Source organism: Oleiphilus messinensis (assembly GCF_002162375.1).
Lineage (GTDB): Bacteria > Pseudomonadota > Gammaproteobacteria > Pseudomonadales > Oleiphilaceae > Oleiphilus > Oleiphilus messinensis.
The window spans coordinates 4724926-4739235 of record NZ_CP021425.1 but is presented as its reverse complement, the minus strand read 5'-3'; the positions used below and the strand labels follow the sequence as shown (position 1 = coordinate 4739235).

The following is a 14310-nucleotide window of genomic DNA, read 5'->3' as shown; positions in this document are numbered from 1 at the left end:
GTCACGGGTAAGTGGCCTGCCAATATGACAGGCTCAACATTGTGGCGCAGGGTTTAACTTTTGGCGCTCAGACTGACTCTATTATGCCCTTTTCTTTGCGCTTCCTGAAGTGCTTCATTCGCATGGCGGATCATGAGTTGTGCGGTTTCGTGGTCGGTTTTGAGTGTTGTGCAACCAAGACTGACGGTTAGAGAATCAACCACTGGCCAGGTTTGTTCTTCAATGCTGCGACGTACCCGTTCTGCGATGACCACCAGACCTTCAGTGGGCGTGAATGGAAGTAGAAAATAAAAACGTTCATTGCCATCATAATAAAGGCTATCACCGGCTCTAATCATACCGTTGAGTGATCTGGATATGGCTTTGATCACCTCGTTGGCTTGGGCTTGGCCGTGAACCTCCTTGATTTGGGGGAAGTAATCAATTTCCAGTGAGATCAGGGATAAAGGATAACGAGTGGTTTCAGAGCGGCATACTTCTGTTGTCAGTGTTTCTTCGAAGTGTTTAATGTTGTAAGCCCCTGTCATCGGATCCGTTATCGACAGTTCGACCAGGGAGCGGGTTTTGTGGTGGTGCAGATAGGCAAACATTCCGGATAAACCCGCCAACAGGATATAACTGGTAAAGAACAGCGTGCCCTGAAAGATGTCTTCGACAATGATTACCAGCAGTGAAATGAATACCAGCGTGATGCCATTGAAGAGGAATGCTGATTTCAAAGACAGCACCAGGAAACTGAGCAGACTCAGAGGGTACAGCCAGTGCTGGACTTCCGGTTGACCCTGGCTGAGTCGAACGGCAATCATTAATACTGCAATTGTCAGAATAATTTCGTGTCCAGTTTCCTCAAGTTGTTTTTTAAATTGCACGATTGAAAAAACAGCGCCGAACACAAAGAGTGGCATAAATAACGCACTGGTGTAGAACAGGTTAAACAAACCATACCGGTAGTTCAAAAAAGCAAGTATAGCCATGAGTGCGGCGGCGGCACCGTAAAGTCCCGTGCGCGTTTGTGCTCTTAGTTGTGCCTCTGTCATGTTCGTGGTTCTCCTTGATCATTACTGCCATATGAGTCAAGGCTCAGTGGATCCGTACTCAGGGTCAGGGCATCATCGTCACTAAACTGATCATCATCAATATAGGTGCTGGTCCGATTGGCACCGCCTCGTTGTGCTTTCCTGAGCGCCAGTAAGGCCCTCCGGATCATCGTATCGGCGTCATCCCCAACATTCAGGCCGGTTACGCCTACACTCACCGTAACGCCGGGTTGTTCGTTGTGTTTTGTACTGATTTTGTTGGCTAACTTGGTTTTGCAGGTAAGCCTTAATCTGTCGGCTTTTTTGATCGCATCTTGCGTGGATGTGTGTGGCAATGTAATCAGGAATTGCTGATCCTCATAACGATAATAACTGTCAAATAAGCGTAACTCTTCATGTAGTGTGCGACCTAGCTGCTGGAGCAGGGATTCATGGGAGTCCGCACCGGAGTTGGGCGCCACGGGTTGCGATTCGGTATCGACTGTCAAGGCAAGAAGACTCAGGGCGGAACCCTCGCGTTCACTGCGTTGAATTTCTTTGCTCAGGTCGTTAGCCAGATGTTCCCGGGTGGAGGCCAAGGTAAGGTTGTCTGTTCTTCTGAGTGGTTTGAGTTGCCGTTCTCTAACCTCGCGCAAATAGACGAATGCGATCGTAAGCATGAGGCAGAACAGGTAGTTAATTAATAATTGAATTTTGACTGGACCATAAAAATTGTGACCAATTTGAAGGGCGAAGAGCAGGCTGTATATCGCGACCACAACGCCGGCTGGTTTTACCGGGTAAATGAAAAAAACAATAACCGGGAACAGATAAGCCCATTGTTCGGCAAGACCATGCTGAAAGAATGCGCTTGATAACGTGACGAGTGCCAGAAATATGATAATGATGTGTGCAAGAATCTGCTGTTGCAGTAATTTTTCCGGGCGCATTAAAAATCGGGTATTCAGCGCCAGCAAGACAGAAAAAATCAATGCAATCAAGCCTGTTTCAATGCGGCCTGACAAGAGTCCTGCACAGGCCAGAAATGCAGCGGATAGTGCTGCACCAAAATAGATTTTTGCGCGCAAATGGTGATTTATTTCAGTTTGCGACATAGTCGTTCCGTTTCCCTGGGATTTGAATCGTTTTGATTTCCCGAGGCACATAACCGCAGGAAAGTGAATGCATTTTTGAATAGGTTGCTCTTATTTTTCTTCGAATGTGCATTAACTTTAGATGAAAGTCACTGGTATTGGCCAGATTAATTGGAAAATTCAACCTGTTAACGTGTTCCAGGTTTGTCGCGGGAGGTGGTTCGGTAGAGGATTTAGCGTTTCCAATGGACTGTTTGAAACGTTATAATGGCTGCGCACGTTGTCACCAATACGGGTGGCAACCAGATATACCCAGCGCACTTGAAACGAGAGATCGAATGGACGTTATAGCATACATGTCTGAAGTCGGGCAAAAAGCTCGCGAGGCTGCGACGCAGATTGTCAAAGCCAGTACTCATGACAAAAATCAGGCGTTGTTGGCTACTGCAGAGTTCATTGACCAAAGCCGTCAATTACTCGTTGAAGCCAATCAGCAGGATCTTGAAAACGGGCGGGCAAATGGCCTTGATGCCGCACTGCTTGATCGTCTGGAACTGACTCAAAGCCGAATCGATACGATGATTGAAGGCTTGAATCAGGTTGCTGCCTTGCCTGACCCGGTTGGCGTCATCACTGACATGGCTTATCGTCCTTCGGGCATTCAAGTGGGCAAAATGCGTGTTCCCCTCGGTGTAATCGGCATTATCTATGAATCCCGTCCAAATGTAACAGTCGAAGCGGCGAGCTTGTGCCTCAAATCCGGCAATGCGACAGTGTTGCGTGGTGGCTCCGAAGCACTGCATTCAAATCAGGCAATTGCCCGTTGCATTGCCCTTGGACTTGAAAAAGCAGGTTTACCCGCGGATGCGGTTCAGGTCATTAATACGACTGATCGTGCTGCTGTCGGCCAGCTGATCACCATGCCGGAATATGTGGATGTGATTGTGCCACGAGGTGGCAAAGGCTTGATTGAACGGATCAGTCGGGAAGCCAAAGTACCCGTGATTAAACATCTTGATGGTATCTGTCATGTTTATGTTGATCAGCATGCGGATCTGGATAAGGCGCTCAATGTTGCCGACAATGCCAAAACACACCGCTATGGAACTTGCAACACCATGGAAACTTTATTGGTGCATAGCGCAGTAGCATCCACGTTTTTGCCGCAGTTTGCGGCGAGAATGGCTGAAAAGCAGGTGGAGTTACGCGGTTGTGGCCAGACTCAGGCGATCATCTCTTCCGCTGCAGCCTCCGAGGAAGACTGGTCTACGGAATACCTCGGACCGGTGCTGTCGGTAAAAATTGTCAGCGATCTGGATGAAGCTGTCCGGCATATCAATCAGTATGGCTCGCACCATACCGATGCCATTCTAACTGAAAACTACACGTTGGCGCGCCGGTTCCTCAACGAAGTGGATTCGAGCTCAGTGATGGTGAATGCATCGACTCGATTTGCAGATGGGTTTGAGTATGGCCTGGGTGCTGAAATTGGCATCTCTACGGACAAGCTTCACGCACGGGGCCCAGTTGGTCTTGAAGGGTTAACCAGTCAGAAGTACGTCGTGTTTGGTGACGGTCATATCCGCCAATAATGGAGATTGAGTTATTAACCGACCGCTGAAGCTTTTCATGGGGGGGACGTTCGACCCGGTTCATGTCGGCCATTTGCGCACAGCATTGGAAGTGCGTGATGCAGTAGGAGCAGATGAGATTGCGCTGATACCCTGTGCAACGCCAGTACATCGGGCAATACCGGGGGCTTCGGAAGCGCAGCGTCTGGATATGCTCGCTGCTGCTATCGAGGGGGAACCCGGATTGGCAGTAGATAATCGCGAGCTGGAACGATCCGGTAGGTCTTATACAGTTGATACGCTCGCGCAAATCCGGGCGGAGCTTGGAGCGGTTCCTGCAATTGCATTTGTAATGGGGGCTGATGCATTTTCCAAGCTGGATTCCTGGCATGAATGGCAGGAATTGTGCCGGTATGGTCACTTGATTGTGATTGAGCGACCGGGGTGGCCTGTCAAATGCAGTGAAACGGTAACGTCCTATTGTGCTGCACGTTGGGTGAATAAACCCGAGGCATTAAGAATTCAGCCTGCCGGTGTAATATTAAGATTGTCATTAACCCCGTTGGCAATTTCCAGCACCCAAATCAGGCATTTAAGGCAACAAAATCGATCCGTGCGGTATTTAGTTCCGGACAGTGTTAATCACAAGATCATTCAATACAACCTATATCGCGATTCGGCGTGATGCTTTGTGTCGTCAAAGGATGTTAAAAATGATGGATTTGTGGTTGATAAATGAGCTATTCTGGGCAAGAGGATGGTAAAAAGTCATGCTCGAAAACAGAATATCGTTTCGGTGTTGGCATAACACCGAGCGTTGTTAAAACAAGTGGAGGGTGCATTCACCATTACGCAAACTATGCAGACAGACGAATTGAAAACCGTTATTCTCAATGCCCTGGATGATTTGAAAGCAAAAGATGTTACAGTCATCGATGTGTCGGAACGAACCAGTGTTACCGATGCAATGATTATCGCCAGCGGCACCTCAAACCGACATGTCAAATCGCTCGCAGACAATGTTGTCACCGAAGTTAAACAGCACGGAGTCCGCCCTCTGGGAACAGAAGGTGAGGGCAGTAGTGATTGGATTTTGGTTGATTTAGGTGAAATCGTGGTTCATGTGATGCTTCCTGCAACCCGTGAGTTCTACGACTTGGAGCGGTTCTGGCGAGAGACGCCCAAAGCTGACATGAAAGTGGTTAGCGAGTAACGAAGTTCGTTCGACGCCTTCACCGTCGAAGTGATGAGAACGAGGCGATGCCATTGATGGTGGCAGAGCCCCGTTCGCCGTTTTCGAAGAGCCGGTCTTAACGTCGCCCGGAGCGACGTAGCGCCGCAGGCGTAAAGTCGACCATTTTTCCCCGATGGCCATACTCGGTTGGGCCACTCACCTCATTTTGCAAGCCGATCACCAGATAACGGTTATTAGTGATATCGTAGTAACCTTCTGCAGATTTCAGCGGAATATCCGCATAGTAAACCTGCATCCCATATGCTTCAGAAAGTCGCCAGAATTCTCCCCGGGAATCATAGTGATCTACCACGGCAATCTGCCAGCTATCTTCGTCTATATAAAATGTACGCTTGGTATAAATGTGGCGTTGGCCCTCTTTAAGCGTCGCCTCAACTATCCAGACACGGTGTAATTCATAGCGCAATAAATCGGGATTCATATGGCCTGGCCTGATGATGTCTTTGTATTTGTAGGCGTTCGAGGCCAGTTTATAGTTGTTGTAGGGGATGTATAATTCTTGCTTGCCAACCAATTTCCAGTCATAACGATCCGGGGCGCCGTTATACATATCAAAATTGTCAGAGGTACGCAGGCCATCTGACGAGGTTCCAGGGCCATCATAGGCTACTTGAGGGGCTCTCCTTACTCGACGTTGTCCAGCGTTGTAGATCCAGGCCTTGCGAGGTTCTTGAACCTGATTTACGGTGTCATGGACGAGTAAGACATTGCCGGTCAGTCTTCCGGGTTCGGTGACACTTTGTTTGAAGAACACCAGCATATTTTCAATTCCTTCGAGGCCATCCATGTTCTCGGGATACACGACTTCCTCTTCCAGTAAAACATGGTGAAAATCACCGTTGCTTTGGGTGATGACTTGGGCGATTGATCTTTTCGAGCTACCACCGCGATACCTCAGTATATGATTCCAGATGACTTCAAGTCCGTTTTTGGGGATTGGAAAAGGGACATAGCCCCGAAAGTCTGTTACGCCATTCCCGCCGTCGGTCAGCTTGGCATGGGTTGCATTGTAGGTGGCATCAGCATAAACCGATTGGGGCAAAGCTGCTGTTCGTCTGGATGGGTAGACTACCATCCGATATGACTTGGGATGCTGCTTGAACATGGTGAGCTGCCCGACGCTGAGTTTGTTTTTGTATAGCGCCAGGTTGTCCTGGGTAATCGTAAATAAGGGTTTATCATCCGGGAAGGGGTCGATTAAATGTGTTCCCGTTTGATAGTTTGCGGGTGGTTCGGTAAGTCCTCCTGTCCATTCCGGAATGGTGCTGCCATTACCTTTCTGCTCGGCACCGATAGGGGTTAATGTTTTTCCCAGTTCTGCGGCTTCATCCTCAGAAACCTGAGCGCTAGAGGGTAAGGTTAAAACTACGCTTGCGAGCGCTATAAATAGGGCAGACCAATGACGGCTTTTTAACATTCGGTACATGATTTTCACCTTTAAGGTTGTCTGCTAACCGCGTGACGAAAGATTTCTGGTTTCGACGGATATGTTCTCAAAACGACATGCTGACCGTTGCACTGATAAAGTCACGGTCAGAAAGCGTATTAAAATCCCCGCCAAAAAAGCGGGTGTAAGAGATGCCTCCGCGATAATCCTCTTTGAAATCGCCGTTAAGCGCGAAACTGACCGCTTTATCGCCTTCGTTAAATGCCCCTCCGGTTGGGGACACGCCGTGCACGTCATGGGACCACGACAACTGAGGTGATACATTAACTCCGGCCATGAAGTTGCGGTAATCGAGGCTGGCTCTTAAGCGATAGCCCCAGGAGCTTCGTGTAATAAAGCCATTATCCCCAGGGCTTCCTGTGCCGTAGTTGGTTGATCGGCCATAGGGATGGTCTTTCAAATCATCAAGGATATGGGTAAATCCCAGTTCGCCTATAATAATCAGCCGATCCGATGCCAATATTTGATTGTAGGTTTTCAAGGTACTGATTTGTGCTTGAGTCACATCGATCAGGTCATAACCTTTGGCACGGGTGCCCAAGGTAATTTCCGGTGAAAAGGTGTTGGCTGGCCGAATTCCCAGTGCACCGAATAAGCCACTGACAATCTCTGATGCATTGATCTGAATGGGCAAATCCTTGCGATAGCTGATTTCGCCGAAGAGTGCATACCCCGAGAGGTTGGTGTTAAAGCTTACGCCAAAAAGCTGGATATCTTCGGGAAACTCAGCGAAGTAACTGGGTACCCCCCCAAGCGTGGCGACTGAGAACATCGGTATGCGGCTGTGATAATTGACATAGTAAAAGCCAAACTCGGTGTCATTCAATGCTTGTGCATAGTAGCGCATGGCAAGGCCAAATTGACCGGAATCTGAAGCATCAACATCGCTTGAGCGCTTCAGTCTGCCATTTGGGGCGATTGAAAGTGTACGGTCGGGGACGCTGGTACCTAAGGTGAGGGTTTGGCAACCGTCAGCGATAACATCGGAGGTGGCGAAGTAAGTTCCACAGGGATCTAATTGGGTTTTTTCCCATTCCAGCTGGTAAAATGCTTCGATTGATACAGCCGGATTCAGCCCAACGTTTATGTAAAGCATGCTGACTGGAACGAGACCTTCTTTGATTTCAGCCCCCGGGCGTCGAAAGGCGCTGACATCAATCGGGTTGATGATGTTAATGCCATTGCGAATAAACGTACTTTCCCCCCAGCTCACAACCTGTCGTCCAATTCGCACATCCCATGGAGAGTCGTTCAGGTAAAAACTGCCATAAAGAAATCCGTCCAGTAGTTCGATGCCGGAGAAACGGGATAGTCGACTGTAGCCTTTGTCATTAAGTCCTTGGTTCGGGGCGTAGCCGTTAGGGCCATGGCCGTGCTCCCGACTTTCATCCTTTAGTTCGAAATCATACCAATATTTAAAGCGGGTAAAAGCACCGATATTGTCGTAATTAAGTTCAAGTTCATGGAGACCTTTGATGATTTTTGAGAAGGTTTTGTCCCGGTCAAAATTCAAATCACCGTCATCATTGGTGCTGGAAAGTGCTTCGCCTCCTTCATAGTTTCCGGGCGAAACATTGGCACTATCGACAGACTCCACTCGCCAGCTGGCTCCCGCCGAGAGTGTCGAATTAAAACTGAGGGAGGCAGGGCCAACATCCACGGTTATTGCGTGAGTTGCCAATGGACTCAAGCCAAAAGCGAGGGTGATTGCGAGAAAATGTTTAGTTTGAGTTTTGGTACAGTTCACCATCTAAACTACTCCGCTTTTTGTGTTTGTTTTTAGCGCATGAACATCAGGGTGAAGCAATTTTGGGGTAGTCCCCTTGGGGGGTATTGCCAGTAAAAAACACGCGTGGATCAAAAAATGATCAAGTTGCCCTGGTTTTTGGTATAGAAGTGATCGATGGAAAAGTAAAGTTTGCCTGTTTCCCTGCTTAAGGAAGGCGGGAATGTGCAGGGGTGGCCAAATGTATCTTTGTTCGCTGCTCAAGGTTGAGGCGTGCGAAGGCATCGGCCCAATGTTTATGTATTAATACCGCCATGAGTCCACTGTCTCTGGCGAATTTCAGTGCATTTTCCAGGAGCGGCTTGTATTGGGCAAAACTTTTGCTTAAGTACAACTGGAAATCACGCTCATAGATGAATACCAAGTGTTCTTCGATGTGCAGGTAAGGGTGTTCCCGAGATTCTTCCATCACCTCAAAAAAACCTCTGGAAAAGTAGTCAATGCCCCGATTTTGAGCTGCGATGAGTCGGTACACATTGCGCTGCCAATCGCCTCGACTGATCACAAAAGGTAATTGGTTGAAGCGCCAGATCTCCGTATCATACCAATGCTCACCAAAGACACCGACTTTTTCCGTTTTTCTAAAATCATCCAGATTTCTGATACCACGGTAGGCTTCCTGGGCATCCGGGGGAATAAGCAGTATACGATGACCGATCAGACCGTTGGTCAGGTTAACATTTACCGGAGTGTAACGTTTGTCCCGTGCCGGACTTCGCAATAACCACATCAGTGATACCTTGTCATTCTCCAGCAGGTACATTACGCGTTTCTGCGGGAAAGGTCCTTGTGTCGTAATCGAGACGGTGTGTCCTGCAGCGCCCAGAGCCTGTTCCAACAGTTCAATAAAATACGCTTGGCCACCCGCATTAATCATACCGATGGTCAAATCAATCTGCTCTGCCTGAGTGAGTTTTGACCAGCAGATAAGCAAATAGAATGTGATACGTTTAAAGCGATTCGTGTTGATCCACATCGGTTTCTCGGTGGTTACTGAAGGCTTGAATTGGGTTACCTGGCGGATAGTGCTTTAATCCATAATTAAAATTTAGCCGACTGGGTTGAAATGCGCTATGGATATGCGGGGGGATTTTTTGATTCAAAAGTCGGATATCATAATATTTCGTTGACGGTGTTTAACCTTTGCGTCACACTTTTCGGCCGTTTTTTCCGTGTTCCGGTTTTTGTCAGGGTGCAGCTGTGGCTGGAAAAAAAGCGCGGCACCATATTTTTTAAGATTTAACTTATTGAATGATTTGAGTTACTGAATCGTTTGAGTTTCAGAATCATTCGAGTTACTGGTGCGTTAACTATTTGTAATCAATTTATTGAAGAGTGAAGTGGTCCTTTGGTGGACTTTGTTGAGTTATGCGCATTAAGATTATTGCAGTGGGTACTAAAATGCCGTCTTGGGTGGCAACCGGGTTTACCGAGTACGTTAAGAGAATGCCACCGGAGTTGCCGGTACAATTAATCGAGATCCCAATGGCGAAGCGGGGCAAGAACCCTGACATTGAGCGTGCTATCAAAGCAGAAGGCAACAAAGTTTTAGAGCAAATCAAAGCCAATGATTTTGTTATCGCACTCGAGGTTGGCGGAGCACATCTCAGTACTGAGAAATTGGCACAAAAACTGGCGTCCTGGCAACAGGATGGCAGGGATATCTGTATACTTATCGGTGGCCCGGATGGCAATGCAGAAGCATGCTTGAAGCGAGCAGACTATAAACTTTCGTTATCAGAACTGACATTGCCCCATCCTCTCGTTCGGATCGTACTTGCGGAACAGTTTTACCGGGCCTGGAGTATACTGGCAAATCATCCGTATCACCGCGCCTGAAATCATGGGGCACGATCCGGATAATACGCACTTCATTGACGTCTGATCCTTATATTGACTGGCAGATTGGCAGGCTGCCACTAACTATTCCCAGAGATTACCCTTGGTAGAATCCAGAACGCTAAAAGATCCGGTCAAAGAAAAGAAAGTCTTTACCAACCGTGCATTAGTCTCAGCATTTATTGTGTTGTTTGTAACGCTTGTCCTGATCTTTCGGTTGTATACGTTACAGATTGTGGATCACACGCTGTATGAGACATTGTCTGACAAAAACCGGATGCAATTACAATCTGTCGCGCCGACGCGGGGGTTGATCTATGATCGAAATGGTGAATTACTGGCCGATAACCGCCCAGTGTTCAGCGTTACGATGGTCAAAGAACTGACGGATGATATCGATGCTACGCTGCAGGAACTCGGCAAAATCATTGATCTGACACCCGAAGAGCTTTCCCGGTTTGAGCAGCGCTTTAAAGCACGCAGACGTCCGTACGAGTCGGTTCCAATCAAAGTCAAGCTGGACGAGGCAGAGATTGCACGTCTTGCAGTGGATCGATATCGCTTTCCTGGTGTGGAAGTTGAAGCGGAGTTAGTGCGTTTTTATCCCTTGGCGGGCTCGATGGCTCACATGTTGGGCTATGTCGGAAGAATCAGTGAAGATGAATTAAAGAAAGTTGATCCCACGAACTATTCCGGTACCCACTACATTGGCAAATTGGGCGTTGAAAAATTCTACGAAGATGAGCTTCACGGTCAGGTGGGCTACCAGAAAGTCGAGACCAATGCTCGTGGTCGTGTTTTAAGGGTGCTCGAACGAGTTGATCCCGTTCCAGGTAATAACCTGACCTTGCACATCGACAGTCGTTTGCAGGCCCGTGCAGAAGCCGCTCTCGGAGAACGCAGGGGGGCGGTTGTGGCGATCGAACCGGAAACGGGGGGCATACTCGCGTTGGTGAGCACACCAACCTTTGATCCCAATTTATTTGTCACGGGTATTGATTCTAAAAGCTATAAGGCGTTGCGTAACTCTCCGGATATACCTTTGTTCAATCGGGCGCTGAGAGGGCAATATCCTCCAGGCTCAACGATCAAGCCGATGATGGGAATTATGGGGCTGGATACGGGCACTGTGACACGGCAGACCACGATTTGGGATCCAGGGTGGTATCAAATCCGGGGGAATAAACGTTACTTTCGTGACTGGAAGCGGGGTGGGCATGGCAAGATGGATTTGTTCCAATCCATTGCGCAATCCTGTGATATTTACTTTTACGATCTGGCTTTCAAGGCTGGAGTGGATACGATGCATGAGTACATGGCCCACTTCGGCTTCGGGCACTCCATGGCAGCCGACATTCAGGAAGCGCGCGATGGTATTCTGCCGTCTCGGGAATGGAAAAGAAATGCAAGGCGACAGCCCTGGTTTCCCGGTGATTCAGTGAATATGGGGATTGGTCAGGGGTTTATGCTGGCAACCCCTCTCCAGCTCGCAACGGCTACGGCCGTTCTTGCGAATCGGGGGCACTGGAAATTGCCGCGACTCATTCGATCCATGACCGATGAGAATGGCCTCGAGGTTTCGCCTCATTTGCCTGAACCACCACCGGACATTAAATTGAAAAATGAAGATGATTGGAATTTCATCTTTGCTTCGATGGAAGAGGTAATGCACGGCAAACGGGGTACTGCGCGAAAAAGTGGCGCAGATGCGGGCTACAGAATGGCCGGAAAAACCGGTACCGCGCAAGTAGTCGGTATTGCCCAGGGTGAAAAGTACGATGCTGAGGCACTCGCGGAACGGCTTCGTGATCACGCTCTTTTTGTCGGCTTTGCCCCCGTTGAAAACCCGAAAATTGCGGTGGCGGTTCTGGTGGAGAATGGTGGTGGTGGAAGCAGTTCTGCCGCGCCGGTAGCGAGACAGCTGTTCGATGCCTGGTTGCTGGAATATGGCTATCTGGACGCAGAAAACAGCACTTTGAAAAATGTTTCCACAGATAAAAACTTCTCCACGGACAACTTGGTAGGTATGCAGCGGTGAGCAACGATTTTGTGAGACAAATGCCCGATGCATCAAAGCATCTCGGGCAACCCACCAGCTTGATGATGCGCTTGCACATTGACCCCGTACTCTTGATCATGCTGTTTGTTTTGTCTTGTGCGGGGTTGTTCATCCTCTACAGTGGCAGTGGTGAAAGTATTGAGGATGTGCGTCGCCAGGCGATTCGATTTGTGTTGGCGTATGGTGTCATGTTCGCATTTGCGCAGCTGGATCCTTCGGTTTACCGTCGCTGGGCACCCTGGTTGTTTTTAATCGGAATTGTTGCTCTGATTGGAGTGCTGGTGATGGGGACGGGGGCGAAAGGGGCGCAGCGCTGGTTAAAGCTGCCCGGACTTCCCCGCTTTCAGCCCTCTGAGTTTATGAAGTTAGCGTTGCCCATGATGGTGGCTTGGTACTTGTCGAAGCGTTATTTGCCCCCGCGTTTGAAGCATTTGTTTTTCGCTCTGGTTATTATCATTGTGCCTGTGGTTTTGATCGTCAAGCAACCCGATTTGGGAACCTCATTGTTGATTCTGGCGTCTGGTGTGTTTGTGCTCTTTTTTGCAGGTATGAGCTGGGCTTATATCGGCGGATTTATCGCTATGGCTGGGGCTGCCGCCCCGATCATGTGGTTTGTGGTCATGCGTGACTATCAGAAGCAGAGAGTTTTAACCTTTCTGAACCCTGAAAGTGATCCTTTGGGAACGGGGTGGAATATTATTCAGTCGAAGACGGCGATCGGTTCTGGCGGTGTGTATGGCAAGGGCTGGTTGCAGGGGACGCAATCCCAGCTGGATTTTCTGCCGGAAAGTCATACCGATTTTATAATTGCGGTATTGGCTGAAGAATTTGGTTTTGTTGGCGTCCTGGCGCTTTTGGGTATGTATTTGCTCATCATCGCCCGCGGCTTGTATATTGCCTCACAGGCACAGGACTCGTTCTCCCGGCTCTTGGTCGGTAGTCTGACCCTTACTTTTTTTGTTTACGTTTTTGTCAATATCGGAATGGTCAGTGGTTTATTACCTGTGGTCGGGGTTCCGCTGCCACTTGTGAGTTATGGTGGTACCTCAATCGTGACATTAATGGCTGCATTCGGGGTTTTGATGTCCGTGCATACCCACAAAAAAATGTTGGCCAAATAGTGAATTATTTTGGGGGCACCATGAATAGAAAAACAAAAGTTAACAGGGATACCAATAGATGAAGGGGCAGTCGTTCTCAAGCTGTTTAGCGGAAAATATATCAGGAATCAGAGTTGTAAGTCGTACCGGTGGACTGTCAGGCGTGATTGGCTTTGTGCTGATGCTGTTCTCGTCGGCGAGTTGTTTTGGCAATTATACCGAGCAACCCGAAGTTCAGAAGTTTATCGATGAAGTCGCAGAGAACCATGCCTTTGAACACGCTTGGTTGCTGGCGCAATTAGCCAAAGCGGAAAGGCAGCAAAAGATTCTTGATGCCATCAGTCGTCCTGCCGAACGAGTTTTAGAATGGAAGGACTATCGTAAAATATTCATGACAGAGGATCGCATCCAGGGCGGGAAGGTCTTCCTGGAGACGCACAAATCGACTTTTAATCGAATGGAGCGTGAATTCGGTGTCCCTAAAGAGGTCGTAGCTGCAATTATTGGCGTTGAAACACGCTACGGTAAATTTACAGGGAAACACAGAGTCATTGATGCGCTTGCGACCCTGGCCTTTGATTATCCCCCCCGATCAGACTTCTTCAGGTCAGAACTGGAGCATTTCTTTCTGCTCAGTCGGGAGCAGGGCTTTGATCCTCAGTCGTTAACCGGTTCATACGCCGGTGCAATGGGTTACGGGCAATTTATTTCAAGCAGTTATCGAAATTTTGCTGTCGATTTCGATGACGATGGTGTTGTGGATATATTGCATAACCCTGTTGATGCCATCGGCAGTGTTGCCAATTATTTTGTTGCACACAAGTGGCAACGGAAGCAACAAGTGGTGTTACCGGTTACGGTTCAGGGATCGGCGTTCGGTGAATTTGTTCATAAGGATTTAAAGCCAAAATATTCCTGGGGCACGTTAAAAAAAGCGGGTGTTACGCTTGATACGGCGGATTCACTCCCGGATGATACCATGGCGAGGTTAATGCCTTTGCAAGGTGAGTCGGGTACAGAATATTGGTTGGCGCTCGATAACTTTTATACGATCACCCGTTACAATCATAGTGAGCTGTATGCAATGGCCGTCTTCCAGTTATCACAGGCATTGAAATAGCTTGGGCATTGAAACAGGTCACA

12 protein-coding genes are annotated in these 14310 nt (G+C 48.5%); 7 read left to right on the top strand and 5 right to left on the bottom strand.

Annotated elements, in window-relative coordinates; all coding sequences use genetic code 11:
• Nucleotides 1–53 precede the first annotated feature (53 nt).
• Nucleotides 54–1037, bottom strand: a complete 984-nt coding sequence (locus OLMES_RS20455; protein WP_087462967.1) for a GGDEF domain-containing protein — start codon at nt 1035–1037, stop codon at nt 54–56.
• Nucleotides 1034–2131, bottom strand: a complete 1098-nt coding sequence (locus OLMES_RS20450; RefSeq protein ID WP_157678422.1) for a GGDEF domain-containing protein — start codon at nt 2129–2131, stop codon at nt 1034–1036. Before OLMES_RS20450 ends, OLMES_RS20455 begins: the two co-directional genes overlap by 4 nt.
• A 317-nt stretch (nt 2132–2448) precedes the next feature.
• On the opposite strand from OLMES_RS20450, the gene OLMES_RS20445 reads away from it, so the two are divergent.
• The 3 genes from OLMES_RS20445 (at nt 2449) to rsfS (ending at nt 4894) form a co-directional block, all read left to right on the top strand.
• Nucleotides 2449–3702 carry a glutamate-5-semialdehyde dehydrogenase gene (locus OLMES_RS20445; RefSeq protein WP_087464594.1) on the top strand — a complete coding sequence of 418 codons (1254 nt, stop codon included), beginning with the start codon at nt 2449–2451 and terminating at the stop codon, nt 3700–3702.
• A gap of 37 nt (nt 3703–3739) precedes the next feature.
• Entirely contained in the window at nt 3740–4366 is a 627-nt protein-coding gene (nadD, locus tag OLMES_RS20440; RefSeq protein ID WP_087462965.1) for a nicotinate-nucleotide adenylyltransferase, read from the top strand.
• A 174-nt stretch (nt 4367–4540) separates the two neighbouring features.
• Nucleotides 4541–4894 carry a ribosome silencing factor gene (gene rsfS / locus OLMES_RS20435; RefSeq protein ID WP_087464593.1) on the top strand — a complete coding sequence of 118 codons (354 nt, stop codon included), beginning with the start codon at nt 4541–4543 and terminating at the stop codon, nt 4892–4894.
• 97 nt (nt 4895–4991) lie between these two features.
• Here the strand turns inward: rsfS and OLMES_RS20430 are convergent, their stop codons facing one another.
• From OLMES_RS20430 to OLMES_RS20420, 3 genes are all read right to left on the bottom strand, one after another.
• Entirely contained in the window at nt 4992–6362 is a 1371-nt protein-coding gene (locus OLMES_RS20430) for a DUF1329 domain-containing protein (protein ID WP_232465157.1), read from the bottom strand.
• A gap of 67 nt (nt 6363–6429) precedes the next feature.
• Complete coding sequence (locus OLMES_RS20425; RefSeq protein ID WP_087462964.1) at nt 6430–8133, bottom strand: DUF1302 domain-containing protein; 1704 nt, start codon at nt 8131–8133, stop codon at nt 6430–6432.
• Nucleotides 8134–8317: 184 nt separating this feature from the next.
• On the bottom strand, nt 8318–9145 hold the full coding sequence (locus OLMES_RS20420) for a hypothetical protein (protein ID WP_087462963.1): 828 nt from the start codon (nt 9143–9145) through the stop codon (nt 8318–8320).
• Nucleotides 9146–9537: 392 nt separating this feature from the next.
• On the opposite strand from OLMES_RS20420, the gene rlmH reads away from it, so the two are divergent.
• From rlmH to mltB, 4 genes are all read left to right on the top strand, one after another.
• On the top strand, nt 9538–10008 hold the full coding sequence (gene rlmH, locus OLMES_RS20415; RefSeq protein ID WP_087462962.1) for a 23S rRNA (pseudouridine(1915)-N(3))-methyltransferase RlmH: 471 nt from the start codon (nt 9538–9540) through the stop codon (nt 10006–10008).
• Nucleotides 10009–10111: 103 nt separating this feature from the next.
• Complete coding sequence (gene mrdA, locus OLMES_RS20410; protein WP_087462961.1) at nt 10112–12046, top strand: penicillin-binding protein 2; 1935 nt, start codon at nt 10112–10114, stop codon at nt 12044–12046.
• Nucleotides 12047–12066: 20 nt separating this feature from the next.
• Nucleotides 12067–13188: a rod shape-determining protein RodA gene (rodA, locus tag OLMES_RS20405; RefSeq protein WP_087464591.1), complete on the top strand. Its 1122-nt coding sequence runs from the start codon at nt 12067–12069 to the stop codon at nt 13186–13188.
• A gap of 58 nt (nt 13189–13246) precedes the next feature.
• Nucleotides 13247–14287, top strand: coding sequence for a lytic murein transglycosylase B (mltB, locus tag OLMES_RS20400; protein WP_198343062.1), 1041 nt, complete (start codon nt 13247–13249; stop codon nt 14285–14287).
• Nucleotides 14288–14310 lie beyond the last annotated feature (23 nt).